Source organism: Achromobacter sp. PD1 (genome assembly GCF_048541815.1).
GTDB classification, from domain to species: Bacteria; Pseudomonadota; Gammaproteobacteria; order Burkholderiales; family Burkholderiaceae_B; genus Achromobacter; species Achromobacter bronchisepticus_A.
This window is the reverse complement of the sequence record NZ_CP183349.1, coordinates 1335935-1353517: the sequence shown is the minus strand read 5'-3', so window position 1 is coordinate 1353517 and position 17583 is coordinate 1335935. Positions and strand designations below refer to the sequence as shown.

Here is a 17583-nt window from a genome sequence, read left to right as displayed (position 1 = left end):
GGCATTTTCACAGGGGCCTCAGCCTCCCACCAGCTTCAAGGTATCCAGCGGGGTGACCGCCTTGAATCCCTTGCGCGTCGCGATGTGCTCGGGACGCGGCGTGAGCCCATACTTGGGCGGATTCAAGGTGTTCTCCATGCTGTTGTAGACCATGAAGACGTTGGCGCGCGGCCACGGCGAGATGTTGCTGTTGGAGCCGTGCATCGTGTTGCAGTCGAAGAACACCACCGAACCGGCCTTGGCCGTCATGGAGCGGATGCCGCCCTGCTCCACCAGCAGTTGCAGGCTGACGGGGTCCGGCACGCCGTACTCCTGTTTCTTCAGCGACTGCTTGTAGTGTTCGTTGGGCGTTTCGCCCACGCACGATATGAACTGACGATGCGATCCGGGCACCAGCATCAGGGGGCCGTTGCATTCGTTGTTGTCGGTCAGCAGCACCGAGCAGCTCAGCGCACGCATCGCCGGCATGCCGTCTTCGACGTGCCAGGTTTCGAAGTCGGAGTGCCAGTAGAACTCCTTGCCCTTGAAACCGGGCTTCATGTTGGCGCGCGACTGGTGGATGTACACCTCTGACCCCAGGATCTGCCGCGCCACGTTGACCAGGCGCGGATCGCGCACCAGGCGCGACAGGATGGGGTTGAGCACGTGCACCATGAAGATCGAGCGCACCGCATTGCTGCCTGGCTCGGTGATGGACTCTTCGCGGCGCACGATCGAGGGGTCGCGCGTCATGCGCTCGACCTCGGTGGACAGCGCGCGGATTTCATCGTCGGAAAACAGGTTCTCCAGCAGGATGAAGCCGTCGCGCTCGTATTGCTCGACCTGGCCGGCGTTCAACGCGCTGGCGTACTGGCCGTTTTCATAGACCACCGGATCCTGGCGGGCGATGATGGCGGAACTTCGATCCGTACGGGAGGCGTACGGATCCTGTGCAGGTGAGATCATGCGAACCTCCTTGTATTTCAGGCCGCTTGGGCTTCGGCTTCAGGCAAGGCGTAGACGCCTTCTTTATCGTGCACTTCCTGGCCGGTCAGCGGCGGGTTGAAGACGCAGATGACGCGCAGCGGCTCCTTGCCGCCGCACAGCCAGTGCTCATCGTGTTCGTTCAGGGCGTAGACCACGCCGGGTCCCAGTTCGTATTTCTTGCCGTCGGCGATGGTCTCGATGGAACCGTCGCCTTCGATGCACCACACCGCTTCAAGATGGTTCTTGTAATGGATGTGGGTGCGGCCGCCCGGAAAGATGGTGGTCTCGTGAAAGGAGAAGCCCATGCCGTCCTTCTTCAGCAGCACGCGGCGGCTGACCCAGGTATCCGTGCGGACTTCGTCGGCGGTGCCGATCACATCTTTGACATTGCGTACGATCATTGACGTTTTCCTCCAAATTTCAGGATGCGGGCGGACTGCCCTTCTTCGGCGAGCGCTTCCGCGACGCTGGCTTCAATCACGTCCAGGCCCTTGCCCAGCAGTTCTTCCTCGATGGTCAGGGCGGGCAATAGCTTCAGCACCTCATCGTGCGCGCCGGACGTCTCGATCACCACGCCCTTCTTGAAGGCGCTTTGCGCGATGCGGTTGGCCAGCGCCGGCGTGGCGTTGCAGACCAGCCCCTGGATCAGGCCGCGGCCGCGCACCGACAGGCCGGCATTGGGATAGCTATGCACCAGGTTTTCCAGCCAGTCGCGCACCTGGCGCTCCTTGCGCTGGATCTCGGCGGTGAAGGCTGTGTTGGCCCAATAGGTTTCCAAGGCCTGGGCCGCCGTGACGAAAGCCAGGTTGTTGCCGCGGAAGGTGCCGCTGTGGGCGCCGGGTTTCCAGATATCCAGCTCGGGCTTCATCAGCACCAGCGACATCGGCAGGCCGAAGCCGGACAGCGATTTCGACAGGGTGATGATGTCGGGGCGGATGCCGGCGGCCTCGAAGCTGAAGAAGGTGCCGGTGCGGCCGCAGCCGACCTGGATGTCGTCCACGATCAGCAACATGTCGTGGCGCTTGCACAGCTTTTCCAGTTCCTTCAGCCAGCGCAGCGTTGCCACGTTGACGCCGCCTTCGCCCTGCACCGTTTCCACGATGACGGCCGCCGGCTTGTCCATGCCGCTGCTGGGGTCCTCCAGCATGCGCTCCAGATAGGCCATGGTGTCCACGTCCGGACCGAAGTATCCGTCATAGGGCATGAAGGTGGTGTTGCCCAGCGCATAGCCGGACGCGTCGCGGAACTTCATGTTGGCCGTCACGGCCAGCGAACCGCCGCTCACGCCATGAAACCCGTGAGTGAACGAGATGACGTTGGGACGCCCCTTGACCTGGCGCGCGATCTTCAGCGCGGCTTCCACCGCGTTGGTGCCGGTGGGACCGGTGAACTGCAAGGTGTACTGCCAGTTGCGCGGCTTGAGCAGCACGCGGTCCACCGTCTCCAGGAAACGCTTCTTCGCGCTGGTGGCCATGTCCAGGCCGTGCACCACGCCGTCCGACTGGACGTACTCCAGCAGCTTTTCCTTGAGAACAGGATTGTTGTGGCCATAGTTCAGCGTGCCGGCGCCGCTGAAGAAATCGATGTATTCGGTGCCGTCTTCATCGATCAGGGTCGAGCCCCTGGCCTGGCTGAATATCACGGGGAACGACCGGATGTAGCCCCGTACCTCCGACTCCATCCGGTCAAAGATCTTCAAGTCCATGATTAATCCTCCCTTTTTCATCTCATAAGTGGACGGACGGCCAGAACCCCTCCGGGTGCGCTTGCGCATCCGGATCTGCCAACCATCCCGGTATTCGATAAGACCGCTGGGCTTGCGCCGCCCCTAGGGGGCCGGCAAGGCAAACGGACCTATCCTCAACAACATCTCGTCGTCGTGGTCCGCGCCGCCGAACAGTTGCCGGTCGAAGAACGGCTGCTCGGAGACGTGGGCGCCAAGTTCGCCGGCCAGGCCGGCAAAGCTGCGGCGCGATGCCTGGTTGTCAGGCCCCACCGTGGTTTCGAGATAGCGGACATGCTCGAGACCCTTGCGGCGCAAGAGCTCGCGAAGCATGGCGCGGCCCAGTCGATGGCCGCGTGCGCGGGTGTGCACCGCGACCTGCCAGACAAACAAGGTGTCGGGCCGGTCCGGGATCACATATGCGGAGATAAAACCGTCGATGCGTCCGCCGGCGCTTTCGGCCAGGACGCAGGTGTCGCGAAAATGCTCAGCGAGGAGCAGGTACGCGTAGAGGGAATTCAGGTCGAGCGGCGGGCACTCGGAAATGAGGCGGTGGATGGCGGCGCCGTCTTTGCGGTCGGGCAGACGCATGGTATGGGTCTGCGCGCTGACCGCCGGCGCCACGGCACTTGAGAGGGTTGGGGTATCCAGTTCGGTTTTCTTCATGCAACGATTCCCGATTCAGGGGGTGCCCCGCCCGTGGGCACTTCAAGGATGGGCGACGACACGTCGCCATGCGTGTCGGCGGCGGCCTGGCCGTCCTGTTCCATGAGCGCCACGATGCGCTCCAGGGACAGCGTGATGGTGGCCTGTTCCAGTTCGGGCAAGGCATTGAGCGCGTCGGCCAGATGCTTTTGCAGCGGCGACGGCGCGCCTTGCGCCAACTCGCGGCCCGCGTCGGTGGCCGTGACGAATACGATGCGGCGGTCTTCGCGGCCGCGTTCGCGGCGGATCAAGCCCTTGTCTTCCAGGCGATCCAGGATCCCGACCACGGTGCTGGGACTGACGTGCATTTCGCGGCTGATCGCGGTGGCCGTCATCGGGCCGTTGGCGATCACGGTGCGCAGGCACATCAGCTGCGGCGCCGTAATGTGGCTGACCGCGGATAGCTGGCGCGAATGCAAGGCGATGGAACGCGTGATGCGGCGCAGCGCCCGCAAGATGCGCAAATCGTATTGCTGTGAGGGATCGGATTTCGCGGCGTCAGTCATGGGAAAAAGCGTGTTCGGTCAAATTCATTTCTACACAAATGATATGCGCACGATTCATTCCCGTCAAACAAAAATCCCGTTGCATGATGTAAGTAAATAAGCTCCTATTTGCTGGAATTGGCAGCGAATTTCAAGGACTTACCTGAGAATAGCCTTGCCTTCGCCGACAAGCGTTCTAGGTGGAAATCCTTATAAAAACATATGTTTTTTTATCGAACACAGATTTATCATCTGTTTTTTACGCACTCCAGCCGCCGTACATGTCCTTGCCGTCCGACCTCCTTCTGACCCTCCAGGAAAAACTGGAACAACTGCCGCCGGAACTGCAGCGGGCGGCGCACTGGGTCGTGGCACACCCCGCCGAGGTCGGCCTGTGGTCCATGCGGCGCCAGGCCCAGACCCTGGGCGTGGCGCCGGCAACCATGCTGCGGCTGGCGCGGGCCGTCGGCTTTTCCAGCTATGAGGATTTCCGCCAACCCTTCCAGCAGGCCCTGGCCGGACAAGCCACGCCAGGACTGCGTGACCGCGCCGCCGCGCTGCAGGCGGCGGCGGGCGAACCCGCGGCGGCCGGGCACGACGTGCTCACCGACTATCAGGTCCAGGCCATGAGCTCAGTCTGCGCGCTGAACCCGCCCTCCGCCTTCGACGCTGCGGTGCAGACCCTGCTGGAAGCCAGGCAGGTCGGCTTCCTGGGTACCCGCTCGGCTTTCGGCATCGCATTCCAGATGCGCTATGCGTACCAGCTGGTGCGGCGCAACAGCGTGCTCATCGACGGTCTGGGCGGCGCCCCCGCCGAACAGGCCGACAACCTGGGAACCGGCGATGCGCTCATCGTGATCTCGCAGGCGCCCTATCCCACCGCCACCGTGCAGCTGGCCCGCCAGGCCGTGCAGCGCGGCGTGGCGCTGATCGCGCTGACCGATGACCCCTTGTCGCCGCTGGCGGTCGACGCCCGCCACACCTTGCGCTTCGCGCCCCCGGATCGCGAAGGCGTGCGGGCGCGCCCGGCGCGCCAGGGCCCCGGGTCGTTCTTCCACACCACCGCCGGCCTGCTCGGCCTGGCCGAGCACCTGATCGCCCGCCTGACCGCGCGCGGCGGCGAGGAAGTGCTGAACCGCCTGACCGAAGTGGAGCAGCGCCTGCTCAACGACAACGTTTACTGGAGCAGCGCGCCGCCGCGCCGCCCCGCCTGACATCCCGTCCGGATTCGCCTTCAACCTCCTGCATTGCGGAATTGCCCCATGAGCCACACCCATGTCATGCATCGTTCATTGCGCCAGACGCCTCCCGTCGCAGTCCGCGGCCAGGGCGTGTGGGTCTATGACAGCTCCGGCCGCTCCTACCTCGACGGTTCGGGCGGCGCGGCGGTCTCCTGCCTGGGACACAACCACCCCGACATCCAGGCCGCCATGCACGCGCAGATCGATGCGCTGGCCTATGCCCACACCAGCTTTTTCACGACCGAGGTCGCGGAACAACTGGCCGAGCGCCTGGTAGCCGATGCGCCGCCAGGCATTTCCCACGCCTACTTCGTCTCGGGCGGCTCGGAAGCCGTCGAAGCCGCGCTGAAAATGGCGCGGCAGTATTTCGTGGAAATCGGCCAGCCGGAACGCCGCCACATCGTCGCGCGGCGCCAGAGCTATCACGGCAACACGCTGGGCGCGCTGGCGGTGGGCGGCAATGCCTGGCGCCGCGCGCAGTTCGCGCCGCTGTTGATCGAGGTCGAGCACGTGTCGCCCTGCTACGCCTACCGCGACCAGCGCGAGGACGAAAGCCCCGAGCAATACGGCGAGCGCCTGGCGCAGGAACTGGAACAGACCTTTGAGCGCCTGGGTCCGGGCACGGTGATGGCTTTCGTGGCCGAGCCCGTGGTCGGCGCCACCGCCGGCGCCGTCACGGCGGTGCCGGGCTATTTCAGCCGTATCCGCGAAGTCTGCGACCGTCACGGCGTGCTGCTGATCGCCGACGAGGTCATGTGCGGCATGGGCCGCACCGGCACGCTGTACGCGGTGGAACAGGAAGGCGTCACGCCTGACCTGATCACCATCGCCAAGGGCCTGGGCGGCGGCTATCAGCCGATCGGCGCGGTGATGGTGCAGCAGCGCATCGTGGAGGCCATGCAGCAAGGCAGCGGCTTCTTCCAGCATGGCCATACCTACCTGGGCCATGCGATCGCCTGCGCCGCGTCGCTCGCCGTGCAGGAAGTGATCCGGCGCGACGGCCTGCTGGCGCGCGTGCAAGCGCAGGGCGCAGGCTTGCGCCAGCGGCTGGACAGCGCGCTGGGCGCGCATCCGCACGTCGGCGACATCCGCGGCCGCGGCCTCTTCATGGGCATCGAGCTGGTGCAGGACCGCGCCAGCAAGCAGACCTTCGACCCCGCGCTGTCGCTGCACGCCCGCATCAAGCGCGAGGCCATGGCGCGCGGCCTGATGGTCTACCCAATGGGCGGCACCATCGACGGCCGCCACGGCGACCACGTGTTGCTCGCCCCGCCCTTCATCATCTCCGACGATGAGCTGGACCAGTTGACCGAACGTCTGAGCGGCGCCATCGACGCCGCTATCGCGCAGGCGCGCGCCTAGCCGCCTGCTGCAAGCGCGGCGCAAGGGAATGCGCCGCGCCGCCCGCCTGGCGCGGGCTCGTGATGATACGCACAGGGTGCTCCGCGGCTCGCGGGGCGCACCAACCGCCGGCCAAGACCGGCAATATCACGGGGAAAAACCCCAAAAGGAGTTTGCATGACCACGTCCGTCAAACACCCCTTGGGCCATCGCAACGCCTGGACGCTCGCAGCCGCGGGCCTCGCCACGGCCTTGCTGTCCACGGCGCCGGCGCCCGCCGCCGCTCAACAGAAGTTCGTCAGCATCGGCACGGGCGGCGTCACCGGCGTCTACTATGCCGCCGGCGGCGCCATCTGCCGCCTGGTCAATAAAGACCGCTCCAGCCACGGCATCCGCTGCTCGGTCGAATCGACCGGCGGCTCGGTCTTCAACGCCAACACCATCAAGGCCGGCGAACTGGACCTGGGCGTGGTGCAATCCGACGTGGGCTTCAACGCCTACAAGGGCGAAGGCCAGTTCAAGCAGGCCGGGCCGTACACCAAGCTGCGCTCGGTGTTCTCCATCCACCCCGAGCCCTTCACCGTCGTGACGCGCAAGGAAGCGAACGTCAAGAGCTTCGAAGACCTCAAGGGCAAGCGCTTCAACGTCGGCAACCCTGGCTCGGGCACGCGCGCCTCGATGGAGGAGTTGCTGAGCACCATGGGCTGGACCCTGAAGGACTTCTCGCTGGCGTCCGAACTGCGTCCCGACGAGCACGGCTCGGCGCTGTGCGACGGCAAGATCGACGGCTTCTTCTATGGCGTGGGCCACCCCTCGGCCAACATCCAGGACCCCACCACCAGCTGCGGCGCCAAGCTCGTGTCGCTGACCGGCCCGGCCGTGGACAAGCTGGTCGAGAAGTACCCGTACTACGCCCACGCCTCGATTCCGGCCGGGCTGTATCCGAACAACCCGACGGAAACCAAGACCTACGGCGTGACGGCCACCTTCGTCACCTCGGCCGACGTGCCCGAAGCCACTGTCTACACCGTGGTCAAGGCGGTGTTCGACAACTTCGACGACTTCAAGAAGCTGCATCCCGCGTTCGCCAACCTGAAGGCGGCGGACATGGTGAAGAACGGGCTGTCGGCGCCGCTGCATCCGGGCGCCGAGAAGTACTTCAAGGAAAAGGGCCTGCTCTGAGGCCCGGGCCCAAGGGCCGCTGAAACGGCACGCCAGCGGAGCCCGGTCCAGCCCGGCCACGCAGGCTGCCGTCCCTGACGCACAGCAAGCGCGGGGACTCAACGCGCGCCGCGCCGCCGGCGCGCGCCATGACACGTAGGGGAATTTCATGAATAAAGAGCCGCATACGCCGGCCCCGGACCTGGAACAGCTGGTCGCCGACGCCGACCGCGGAGGCCGCAATGTGCGTGGCCTGGCGGGCGCCACGTTGGCGGCGGGCGCGCTGATCTGGTCCCTCTTCCAGCTCTGGTACGCGTCGCCGTTGCCGTTCTCCCTGAATTGGGGCATCTTCAACGACACCGAGGCGCGCGCCCTGCACCTGGGCATCGCCATGTTCCTGGGCTATCTGGCCTACCCGGCCAGCAAGCGCTCGGCGCGCGACCGCATGCCCTGGTACGACTGGGCGCTGGCGCTGATGGCGGGCTTCTGCGGCAGCTATCTGTACCTGTTCTACAACGAGCTGGCGGGCCGCCCCGGCCAACCCACGACCATGGACGTGGCCACGGCCGCGATCGGCCTGGCCCTGCTGCTGGAGGTGACGCGCCGCGCGCTCGGCCTGCCCATGACGGTGCTGGGCCTGGTGTTCGTGGCCTATGCCTTGGCCGGGCCCTGGCTGCCCGACGTGCTGGCGCACCGCGGCGCTTCGCTGGAGCGCCTGATGTCGCACATGTGGCTGACGACGGAAGGCGTCTATGGCGTGGCGCTGGGCGTATCGGTGTCGTACATCTTCATCTTCGTGCTGCTGGGCTCGATGCTGGACAAGTGCGGCGCCGGCAACTACATGATGCAGGTGTCGTTCGCGCTGCTGGGGCACCTGCGCGGCGGACCGGCCAAGGTGGCGGTGGTGTCCTCCGCCGTCAACGGCCTGGTGTCGGCGTCGTCGGTGGCCAATGTGGTGACCGGCGGCATCTTCACGATTCCGCTCATGAAGAAGGCCGGATACGGCGGCGTGCGCGCCGGGGCCATCGAGACCGCCTCGTCCGTCAACGGCCAGATCATGCCGCCCGTGATGGGCGCGGCCGCCTTCCTGATGATCGAGTACGTAGGCATCCCCTATACCGACATCATCCGCCACGCGATCCTGCCGGCCGCGATCTCCTACATCGCGCTGTTCTACATCGTCCACCTGGAAGCCCTGAAACTGGGCATCCAGCCCATGATGGCCTCGGGCCCCGCCCGCACGCCGCTGCAGAAGCTGGCCGGATGGGGCATGGGCATCAGCGGCACCTTGCTGGTGATGGGCGCGGTCTACTGGATAGGCACGGGCGTGCAGGCCGTGGCGGGCGCCGCGGCCATCTGGGTGCTGCTGGCCATCCTGGCCGTGCTCTATCTGTGGCTGCTGCGCGTGGCGGCGCGCCACCCCGATCTGCCGCAGGACATCGACATCAACCACCCCGTGCGCCCGCAGCCCTGGCCCACGGTGCGCGCCGGACTCTACTTCCTGATACCCATCGGCATCCTGGTCTGGTGCCTGAGCGTGGAAGAGCTGTCGGCCGGACTGTCGGCGTTCTGGGCGGCGATGGCGATGCTGTTCCAGATGGTGACGCAGCGTCCGCTGATCGCCTGGTTCCGCAAGCAGCCGGTGTCCGCGGCCTGGCGCCATGGCTGGCGCGACGCCCTCGGCGGCCTGGAGGACGGCGCCCGCAACATGATAGGCATCGCCATCGCCTGCGGCACCGCCGGACTGATCGTCGGCGCCATCACACTGACCGGCCTGGGCCTGCGCATGACGGCCTTCGTCGAGCTGGTGTCGATGGGCAACGTGCTGCTGATGCTGATCTTCACGGCGGTGGTGTGCCTGATCCTGGGCCTGGGCATGCCGACCACGGCCAACTACATCCTGATGGCGACGCTGATGGCGCCCGTGGTGGTGGAGCTGGGCGCGCAGAGCGGCCTGGTGATTCCGCTGATCGCGGTGCACATGTTCGTCTTCTATTACGGCATCATGGCCGACATCACGCCGCCCGTCGGCCTGGCGACCTTCGCGGCCGCCGCCATCTCGGGCGAGGACCCGATCAAGACCGGTATCCAGGGCGTGACCTACGCGGCGCGCACGGCCATCCTGCCGTTCATGTTCGTGTTCAACCCCATGCTGCTGCTGATCGACGTCACCTACGGTTGGGAACTGGCGCTGGTCGTGACGGGCGCCACGATCGCCTCGCTGACCTTCGCCGCCGCCACCATGCGCTGGTTCCGCGTGCGCTGCACGCTGGCCGAGGTCGGGGTACTGCTGCTGATCACGTTCATGCTGTTCCGTCCGGACTGGTTCATGGACCATTTCGCGCCGCGCCATGAAAGCCGTCCGGCGTCCGAGATGCAAGCCATCGCGGGCGCGCTGCCCGACAACGGACGGCTGACGGTGGTGCTGCGCGGCATCAACCTGGAAGGCGATGAACTGACCAAGACCGTGGCCGTTGCCCTGCCCGAATTGACCGGCGACGCAGCCGGGCAGGACGCGGGCCGCAAGCGCCTGGCCGAAGCCGGACTGACGCTGATGAGCCTGGGCGACCAGACGCAGATCGGCGGCGTGCGCTTCGGCAGCCGCGCCCAGCGCGCCGGCTGGGAACAAGGCTGGGACGTGCTGGAAGTCAAAGCGCCCAACCCGCAGCGCTGGTCCGACTTCTGGGTCTATGTGCCCGCATTGCTGCTGCTGGCGGGAATGTGGGCACGCCAGGGCCGGCGCGACGGCGGCGCCCCCGTCGGCCGGCTGCGCGCCAAGCCGGTCTGATCAGTCTGTCCGCGCGCGCCGCCAGGCCGGCCAGGCGCCGATGGTGAGCGCGCGCAGGAACCACTCGACCGGGCCGTAGGCGTGGCGCCGCAGCCACCAGGCGGACAGCGGCAACTGCGCCGCGAATATCGCCACGGCAATGCAGAACGTCGCCAGCGGCGACACCGAGCCGAACAGGCGCAGGCCCCAGGCGGTGAAGAGAAAGGCACAGACCACGGATTGCATCAGGTAATTGCTCAATGCCATCCGCCCGGCGGGCGCGAGCCAGCCCGCCAGCCGCGCCCCCGGCTGCGTGCGCATGGCCAGCAGCAAGGCTGCCGCGTACGACATGCTGAGCAGCGGCGCGGTCAGCAGGTCCACCGCCAGGCCCGGCAATTCCCAGGCTGCCCCCGCCGACGGCAGCGTGCTGAAGGCATAGGCCGCGGAACCGGCCAGGCCTGGCGCCAGTCCCAGCGCGCACAGCAGCCACAGCGCCCGCGGCTGACGCCAGGGATCGGCCAGCGCGTTGCGGCGGCCCAGCGCGTAGCCCGCCAGGAACATGGCGAACGCGAACGGCCCCTGCACGAACAGCACCGTGAACCACACGCCCCCGGTCAGCTCATTCCAATGCTGCGCAATGGTCGTGCCGATGGTGCCCCGGTATGCATCGATCGCCGCCAGGGCGTCCGCTTGATACTGCGCCTCGTACCCGGGCGCCACCGGGTCCAGGTAGCTCAACGCGCCCAGAATGGCCCACAACGATGCCGTCAGCACGATGAGCCACAGCGAAATGCGCAGCGCCCGCCGCGGCTCCATCCGCCGGCACAGCAGCAACGCCAGGCCCAGCAGCGCGTAGGTCAGGAGTATGTCGCCCTGGTAGAACAGCACCGCGTGCGCCAGCCCCAGCAAAGCCAGGCCCGCCAAGCGGCGCAGGAAGCGCGGCGCGAAAGCCGCCTGGCCGCGTTCGGCGGCGCTCATCTGCAAGGTGAAGCTGTAGCCGAACAGGAATGAGAACAGCAGATAGAACTTGGTCTCGAACAGCCAGGCGATCAGCCAGCGCACGGTCAGATCCAAGGGCTGCGAGTACGCCGGGTCGGCCACGCCGGCGCCATAGAACGGCGAAGAGAACACGCCGATATTGACCACCAGGATGCCGAAGAGCGCGAAACCGCGCAGCGCATCGACCTGCGCCAGACGCGCGTGGGTTGCCGGCGCGTTCATGCCCGCCTCCCTGCGGCTGAGCCTTGTTGCGCGCCATCAGGCAGGCACCGCGACAGGGCCTGCTCCAGGAGACGGCTGCCCGCCGCCGCGCCAAAGGCGGGGTCCACCACCGACCGGCTGTAGACGCCGTCCAGCAGCAGCAATAGCGTATCGGCCATCTCGGCTAGGGGCTGCGGCGGCATGCGTTGCGCCCAAACCGTTTCAAGCAAGGCCACCAGGCCGGCCTTGCGCGCCGCCTCGTTCTCCATCACCAGGGCGTGCACGCGCGGGTTGCGCACGGCCTCGGCCAGGATCTCCATGCCCAGCCTGACGTAGGCCGGATCTTGATGCTGCGCCAACTGCGCCGCGACCCAGTCCGCCAGCGCCCGCCTCGCGTCGGGCGCGGCGCACGCTTGCCGCATGCGGTCGCGCGCGGATTCGGTATCCGACGCGATCATCGCTTCGATGATTTCGGCCTTGCTGCCGTAGTAGTGGAACAGGTTGCCGGGACTCATGCCGGCGCGGGCGCAGATCTGCGCCGTCGAGGTCGAGTGGAAGCCGTGCTCGGCAAAGCAATCCGCCGCGGCGGCCAATATCTGGTTGCGCCGTTCCTGCTGTTTGATGGGGTCGATCTTGCGCATGTTATTAATAGACTGAACGATCTATCTATTAAATGCCGGAATCGTGCAGCCAGTCAACAGACGAAAAAAATGGCGGGCCGCAGCCCGCCATTCTCTTGCCTGCCCGACGCCTAGCCCAGCACCGGCGACAGCACCGGCTGCTTGGGCCGCACATCCAGCGCCCGGCCCTTGCGGGCGCGCTTGCCGATGTAAGGCGCCAGCGCGTCGCCCACCAGGATGTCTTCGGTGTGCTTGTTGCGGTAGATGCCGGCCGCACGCAGGCCGCCCGCGCCGATGGGCACGGTCTGGTCCAGCTTGTCGCTGCCGTCCAGCCCCATCAGGATGGTGCCACGGCCGCCGCCGGACAGCGTCTTGACCTCGTCCAGGCCGAACACCAGGAACTTGCCCTTGTGCGACAGCAGCGCCAATTGCTTGGCGCCGTCGAACAGCGGCACCGGACGCAGCAGTTCGTCGCCCTCTTCCAGGGTGATGAACTGCTTGCCGGCGCGCTGGCGGCTGACCATGTCGGACAGCTTGGCGGCAAAGCCGTAGCCGCCGCGCGTGGCCAGCAGCCAGCGGCTGTCGGGCGCGGCAGCGATGGTGTGGACGATGCGCGTGCCGCTGCCCAGGTCGATCATGGTGGTGACCGGCTGGCCGTCGCCGCGCGCCGAAGGCAGCCCGGCGACCGGCACCGAATAGACGCGGCCGTTGTCGCCCACGGCGATCAGCGTGTCGGTGGTACGGCACTCGAAGGCGCCGTACAGATCATCGCCCTGTTTGAAGCCGAATTGCGACGCATCATGGCCGTGGCCCTGGCGGGCGCGCAGCCAGCCCTTTTGCGACACGATCACGGTGACGGGTTCGTCCAGCACCTTGGTTTCGAGCACGGCGCGTTCGGCGGTCTCGATCAGCGTACGGCGGTCGTCGCCGTATTGCTTGGCGTCGGCTTCGATTTCCTTGATCAGCAGGCGCTTGAGCGAGGCGGGGTTGTCCAGCAGTTCCTGCAGGCGCACCTGCTCGTCGCGCTTGTCGGCCAGTTCCTGTTCGATCTTGAAGCCTTCCAGGCGCGCCAGCTGGCGCAGGCGCATTTCCAGGATGTCCTCGGCCTGGCGTTCGGACAGCTTGAAGCGTTCCATCAGCGCGGCGCGCGGCTCATCGGATTCGCGGATGGTCTGGATGACTTCGTCCACGTTCAGGTAGACGACCATGCGGCCTTCCAGCACGTGGATGCGGTCGATGACCTTGTCCAGGCGGAAGCGCGTGCGGCGCACCACGGTATTGGTGCGGAACGCCAGCCATTCGACCAGGATGTCGCGCAGCCCCTTCTGGCGCGGCCGGCCGTCGGTGCCAATGCACACCAGGTTGATGGACGAGCTGCTTTCCATGCTGGTCTGCGCCAGCAGCGTGTTGACGAATTCGTCGCGGTCCACGCGCGAGGTCTTGGGTTCGAAGACCAGGCGCACGGCGGCATCCTTGCCCGACTCGTCGCGCACGGCGTCCAGCAGGTTCAGCATCACGGCCTTGGCCTGCGTCTGCTCGGGCGTCAGGCTCTTCTTGCCGGTCTTGACCTTGGGGTTGGTGATTTCCTCGATCTCTTCCAGCACCTTCTGGCCCGAGGTGCCCGGCGGCAGCTCGGTGACCACCAGTTGCCATTGGCCGCGCGCCATTTCCTCGAACTGCCAGCGCGCACGCACCTTGAGCGAACCGCGGCCGCCCGCGTAGATCTGGGCGATGTCCTCGGCCGGCGTGATGATCTGCCCGCCGCCCGCGAAGTCCGGCCCCGGGATCAGGGCGTGCAGCTCGGCGTCCGGCATCTGCGGATGCTTCAGCAGCGCCACGCAAGCCTGCGCCACTTCGCGCAGGTTGTGCGGCGGGATCTCGGTCGCCATGCCGACCGCGATACCCGAGGCGCCGTTGAGCAGCATCACGGGCAGGCGCGCCGGCAGCATCTGCGGCTCTTGCTGGCTGCCGTCATAGTTGGGCACGAAGTCCACGGTGCCTTCGTCCAGCTCGTCCAGCAGCAGCTTGGCGATGGGGGTAAGGCGGGCTTCCGTGTAGCGCATGGCGGCGGCGTTGTCGCCGTCGCGCGAACCGAAGTTGCCCTGGCCGTCGATCAACGGATAGCGCAGCGAGAAATCCTGCGCCATGCGCACCATGGCGTCATAGGCGGCCTGGTCGCCATGCGGGTGATACTTGCCCAGCACGTCGCCCACGACGCGCGCGGATTTGACGGGCTTGGCGCCAGCCGCCAGCCCCATCGCCTGCATGGCGAACAGGATGCGCCGCTGCACGGGTTTCTGCCCGTCGCCCACGTCCGGCAGGGCGCGGCCCCGCACCACGGACACCGCGTAGTCCAGATAGGCTTGCTCGGCGTAGCGCGCCAGGGTGATGGCGGCATCGCCATCGCCGCCGCCATCGCCGCCGGGCGGGTTGGAATCGAACAAGCCGGGTTGATTGCTGTCGGTCATGATGTATTCAGGTAGACAATTTCATCGAAACGGCGTCAAAGCGCCTGCGCGGACGACATCAGCTGCGTATCGGCGACATGCGCGCGCAACTGGGTCCGCACCGCATCCAACGTGGCGGCATCCTGCCCGCGTTTGGGGATGATCACGCCTTGCAAGGTGCCGAGAATGACATAGAGATGTTGCGGAGTTTCCTCGACCCGCCGCACATCGGACCAGTCCATGCGTCCGGAGGCGGTGGCAGTGGTATCCGTGATGCCATCGGGGCCGAAATCCAGCTGATGGCGGCCCAGGAACAACTCGTCGGGCTGTCGCTTCAACATGCGGCGCGTGTTCATCCTGACCAGCGAGGGCAGGACGTACTCGTAGGCCAGCGCCAGGAGCGCAAGTATGCCCAGGCCCACCGCCAAGCCCTGGAAATACACGGGCAGGATCCGCCCCCAGTTCGGCGTATTGCCGTCCCAGGTCTGCCAGATCAGGTAGGCCAGCAGGGCCACGATCATCAGGACCGCGAATCGCAGATGGGACCGGTAGCGGCGGCGGCGCAGCTCCGGCCGCTTGTACACGTAAGCGGCGAAGTCGGCGTAGTCGTCGGCCGTCATCTGGACGTCCATGCGGGCCGAGCCAGGCGCGGACCCGGCCATCAGATGTCCAGCTCCGCCAGGTTGCCCTTCTCTTCGATCCAGGCGCGGCGCTGCGAGGACTCGCCCTTGCCCATCAGCATGTCGAACATGCGGGTGGTGTCCTCGGGAGTCTGGTCGCCGTAGCCCACGGGCAGCAGGCGGCGCGTGTCCGGATTCATGGTGGTTTCCCACAGCTGCTCGGGGTTCATTTCGCCCAGGCCCTTGAAGCGGCTGACGGCCCAGGCGCCTTCACGCACGCCTTCCTTGCGCAGCTTGTCCTGCGCGGCTTCAAGTTCGCCTTCGTCCAAGCAGTAGATCTTGCGCGCCGGACGCTTGCCCTGCGCCGGCACGTCCAGGCGGAACAGCGGCGGCTTGGCCACGAACACGTTGCCGGCCTCGACCAGCTTGGGGAAGTGCTTGTAGAACAGCGTCAGCAGCAGCACCTGGATGTGCGAGCCGTCGACGTCCGCATCGGACAGGATGCAGATGCGGCCGTAGCGCAGGCCCGACAGGTCCGGCGTGTCGCCGGGGCCGTGCGGGTCCACGCCGATGGCGACGGAAATGTCATGGATTTCGTTGTTGGCAAAGAGCCGGTCGCGGTCCACTTCCCAGGAATTGAGCACCTTGCCGCGCAGCGGCAGGATGGCCTGGAATTCCTTGTCGCGGCCCATCTTGGCCGAACCGCCGGCGGAGTCGCCCTCGACCAGGAAGACTTCGGTGCGGGTCGCGTCGCTGGACTCGCAATCGGTCAGCTTGCCCGGCAGCACGGCCACGCCCGAGCTCTTGCGCTTTTCGACCTTCTGCGCCGAGCGCTGGCGCGCCTGGGCCTGGCGGATGGCGAGTTCGGCCAGCTTCTTGCCGTACTCGACGTTGCTGTGCAGCCACAGGTCCAGCGCGCTCTTGGAAAAGCCGCCAACCAGGCGCACCGCGTCGCGGCTGTTCAGGCGTTCCTTGATCTGCCCCTGGAACTGCGGGTCCAGCACCTTGGCCGACAGCACGAAGCTGGCGCGGGCGAACACGTCTTCCGGCAGCAGCTTGACGCCCTTGGGCAGCAGGCTGTGCAGTTCGGCGAAACCCTTGACCGCGCCGAACAGGCCTTCGCGCAAGCCCGATTCATGGGTGCCGCCGGCCGGCGTCGGAATCAGGTTCACGTACGACTCGCGCACTGCGTTGCCGTCCTCGGTCCAGGCCACTACCCACTGGGCGCCCTCGCCTTCGGCGAAGTTCTCATGGTCGGCCCCGGCGTACTGTTCGCCTTCGAAGAACGGCACCATCAGCTCCGCCCCGGCCAGCGCCTCGGACAGATAGCCGCGCAGGCCGTCCTGGTACTGCCAGGTCTTGGTGTCGCCGGTCTTCTCGTTGACCAGGGACACCTTGACGCCCGGCAGCAGCACGGCCTTGCTGCGCAAGAGGTGCGTCAGCTCGCCCAGCGGAATGTTGGGGCTGTCGAAATACTTGGCATCCGGCCACACGCGCACGCGGGTGCCGGACTTCTTGCGGCCGCCCTGGTCGTAGGGCGCCAGGGGCTCGGCCACGTCGCCGCCCTTGAAAACCAGGCGGTTGACGGCGCCGTCGCGCCACACCACCACTTCCAGGCGCGTGGCCAGGGCATTGGTGACGGACACGCCCACGCCGTGCAGGCCGCCGGAGAAGGCGTAGGCGCCGCCGCCCGCCTTGTCGAACTTGCCGCCCGCGTGCAGGCGCGTGAACACCAGCTCCACCACGGGAGCGTTCTCTTCAGGGTGCAGGCCGACGGGAATGCCGCGCCCGTCGTCCTCGACGGAAACGCTGCCGTCGACGTGCAGCGTGACCTGGATCTGCTTGCCGTAGCCGGCCAATGCCTCGTCTGCGGCGTTATCAATGACCTCCTGCACGACGTGCAGGGGGTTTTCGGTTCGGGTGTACATGCCCGGGCGCTGCCGCACGGGCTCCAGTCCCTTCAGGACGCGAATGGACGCCTCGGTGTAACGTGGAGTGGCCAAGTTATCCCCAACATCTGTGGAAAAAAACCGACATTTTACGGATAAGTCTAGATTCTGCGCGGCTCCCAGTGGGATGAGCACGACCTGAGCAGCTCCGAATTCGGTAGGATGATGACAGTCACAGCCAGCGCATCGGGTCGATACGGCCCGGATCGCGATAACTGCGCCGCAACATCCTACACAAATCCAGCAACTCCTGTTGTTATTAACAGTGGTATGCCTGTTGATATTGACAGTGGTATGCTTGAGTCCATCCACAAACAAGAACAACGGCGGGGCGCGTCCCTTTTTACGCGCCTTTTGC

Annotated in this window: 14 protein-coding genes; 4 read left to right on the top strand and 10 right to left on the bottom strand. The window is 66.4% G+C overall.

The annotated features are described in order from the left end of the window. Window positions 1-18: 18 nt before the first annotated feature. The 5 genes from thpD to ACM1PE_RS06200 form a co-directional block, all read right to left on the bottom strand. Complete coding sequence (gene thpD, locus ACM1PE_RS06220; protein WP_059378925.1) at window positions 19-945, bottom strand: ectoine hydroxylase; 927 nt, start codon at window positions 943-945, stop codon at window positions 19-21. Between the two features lie 17 nt (window positions 946-962). Then, entirely contained in the window at window positions 963-1367 is a 405-nt protein-coding gene (locus ACM1PE_RS06215) for an ectoine synthase (RefSeq protein WP_006387829.1), read from the bottom strand. Next, complete coding sequence (gene ectB, locus ACM1PE_RS06210; protein ID WP_118933598.1) at window positions 1364-2671, bottom strand: diaminobutyrate--2-oxoglutarate transaminase; 1308 nt, start codon at window positions 2669-2671, stop codon at window positions 1364-1366. The genes ACM1PE_RS06215 and ectB overlap by 4 nt, the downstream gene beginning before the upstream one ends. A gap of 123 nt (window positions 2672-2794) precedes the next feature. Then, window positions 2795-3355, bottom strand: a complete 561-nt coding sequence (gene ectA / locus ACM1PE_RS06205) for a diaminobutyrate acetyltransferase (protein ID WP_059378922.1) — start codon at window positions 3353-3355, stop codon at window positions 2795-2797. Beyond that, complete coding sequence (locus ACM1PE_RS06200) at window positions 3352-3900, bottom strand: MarR family winged helix-turn-helix transcriptional regulator (protein WP_059378921.1); 549 nt, start codon at window positions 3898-3900, stop codon at window positions 3352-3354. The genes ectA and ACM1PE_RS06200 overlap by 4 nt, the downstream gene beginning before the upstream one ends. Window positions 3901-4160: 260 nt before the next feature. Here ACM1PE_RS06200 and ACM1PE_RS06195 point away from each other — a divergent pair, with 260 nt between their 5' ends. The 4 genes from ACM1PE_RS06195 to ACM1PE_RS06180 all read left to right on the top strand — a co-directional run bounded on the left by ACM1PE_RS06195 (window position 4161) and on the right by ACM1PE_RS06180 (window position 10410). Beyond that, window positions 4161-5093 (top strand): MurR/RpiR family transcriptional regulator, encoded by a 933-nt coding sequence (locus ACM1PE_RS06195; protein WP_059378917.1) that lies wholly within the window; start codon window positions 4161-4163, stop codon window positions 5091-5093. A gap of 48 nt (window positions 5094-5141) precedes the next feature. Further along, the gene (locus ACM1PE_RS06190) at window positions 5142-6482 is read left to right on the top strand and encodes an aspartate aminotransferase family protein (RefSeq protein ID WP_280016179.1); all 1341 of its coding nucleotides are present in this window, start codon (window positions 5142-5144) and stop codon (window positions 6480-6482) included. A gap of 156 nt (window positions 6483-6638) precedes the next feature. Next, window positions 6639-7643 (top strand): TAXI family TRAP transporter solute-binding subunit, encoded by a 1005-nt coding sequence (locus ACM1PE_RS06185; RefSeq protein ID WP_059378914.1) that lies wholly within the window; start codon window positions 6639-6641, stop codon window positions 7641-7643. A 148-nt stretch (window positions 7644-7791) separates the two neighbouring features. After that, window positions 7792-10410, top strand: a complete 2619-nt coding sequence (locus ACM1PE_RS06180; protein WP_419342688.1) for a TRAP transporter permease — start codon at window positions 7792-7794, stop codon at window positions 10408-10410. Here ACM1PE_RS06180 and ACM1PE_RS06175 read toward each other — a convergent pair whose 3' ends face one another. The 5 genes from ACM1PE_RS06175 to ACM1PE_RS06155 all read right to left on the bottom strand — a co-directional run bounded on the left by ACM1PE_RS06175 (window position 10411) and on the right by ACM1PE_RS06155 (window position 17279). Further along, a complete protein-coding gene (locus tag ACM1PE_RS06175; RefSeq protein ID WP_118933601.1) occupies window positions 10411-11610 on the bottom strand; it encodes a DUF418 domain-containing protein in 1200 nt (399 codons plus the stop codon). Continuing rightward, window positions 11607-12230 (bottom strand): TetR/AcrR family transcriptional regulator, encoded by a 624-nt coding sequence (locus ACM1PE_RS06170; RefSeq protein ID WP_251877066.1) that lies wholly within the window; start codon window positions 12228-12230, stop codon window positions 11607-11609. Before ACM1PE_RS06170 ends, ACM1PE_RS06175 begins: the two co-directional genes overlap by 4 nt. 110 nt (window positions 12231-12340) lie before the next feature. Then, complete coding sequence (gene parC / locus ACM1PE_RS06165; RefSeq protein ID WP_280016176.1) at window positions 12341-14677, bottom strand: DNA topoisomerase IV subunit A; 2337 nt, start codon at window positions 14675-14677, stop codon at window positions 12341-12343. A gap of 35 nt (window positions 14678-14712) precedes the next feature. Then, entirely contained in the window at window positions 14713-15318 is a 606-nt protein-coding gene (locus ACM1PE_RS06160; RefSeq protein ID WP_054458717.1) for a YcxB family protein, read from the bottom strand. Next, window positions 15318-17279, bottom strand: coding sequence for a DNA topoisomerase IV subunit B (locus tag ACM1PE_RS06155; protein ID WP_054458719.1), 1962 nt, complete (start codon window positions 17277-17279; stop codon window positions 15318-15320). The genes ACM1PE_RS06160 and ACM1PE_RS06155 overlap by 1 nt, the downstream gene beginning before the upstream one ends. Window positions 17280-17583: the final 304 nt, after the last annotated feature.

Bases quoted from the DNA above. Each gene is read 5' to 3' on its own strand.
- thpD (WP_059378925.1), bottom strand. From the start codon at position 945: ATGATCTCACCTGCACAGGATCCGTACGCCTCCCGTACGGATCGAAGT.
- ACM1PE_RS06215 (WP_006387829.1), bottom strand. From the start codon at position 1,367: ATGATCGTACGCAATGTCAAAGATGTGATCGGCACCGCCGACGAAGTC.
- ectB (WP_118933598.1), bottom strand. From the start codon at position 2,671: ATGGACTTGAAGATCTTTGACCGGATGGAGTCGGAGGTACGGGGCTAC.
- ectA (WP_059378922.1), bottom strand. From the start codon at position 3,355: ATGAAGAAAACCGAACTGGATACCCCAACCCTCTCAAGTGCCGTGGCG.
- ACM1PE_RS06200 (WP_059378921.1), bottom strand. From the start codon at position 3,900: ATGACTGACGCCGCGAAATCCGATCCCTCACAGCAATACGATTTGCGC.
- ACM1PE_RS06195 (WP_059378917.1), top strand. From the start codon at position 4,161: ATGTCCTTGCCGTCCGACCTCCTTCTGACCCTCCAGGAAAAACTGGAA.
- ACM1PE_RS06190 (WP_280016179.1), top strand. From the start codon at position 5,142: ATGAGCCACACCCATGTCATGCATCGTTCATTGCGCCAGACGCCTCCC.
- ACM1PE_RS06185 (WP_059378914.1), top strand. From the start codon at position 6,639: ATGACCACGTCCGTCAAACACCCCTTGGGCCATCGCAACGCCTGGACG.
- ACM1PE_RS06180 (WP_419342688.1), top strand. From the start codon at position 7,792: ATGAATAAAGAGCCGCATACGCCGGCCCCGGACCTGGAACAGCTGGTC.
- ACM1PE_RS06175 (WP_118933601.1), bottom strand. From the start codon at position 11,610: ATGAACGCGCCGGCAACCCACGCGCGTCTGGCGCAGGTCGATGCGCTG.
- ACM1PE_RS06170 (WP_251877066.1), bottom strand. From the start codon at position 12,230: ATGCGCAAGATCGACCCCATCAAACAGCAGGAACGGCGCAACCAGATA.
- parC (WP_280016176.1), bottom strand. From the start codon at position 14,677: ATGACCGACAGCAATCAACCCGGCTTGTTCGATTCCAACCCGCCCGGC.
- ACM1PE_RS06160 (WP_054458717.1), bottom strand. From the start codon at position 15,318: ATGGCCGGGTCCGCGCCTGGCTCGGCCCGCATGGACGTCCAGATGACG.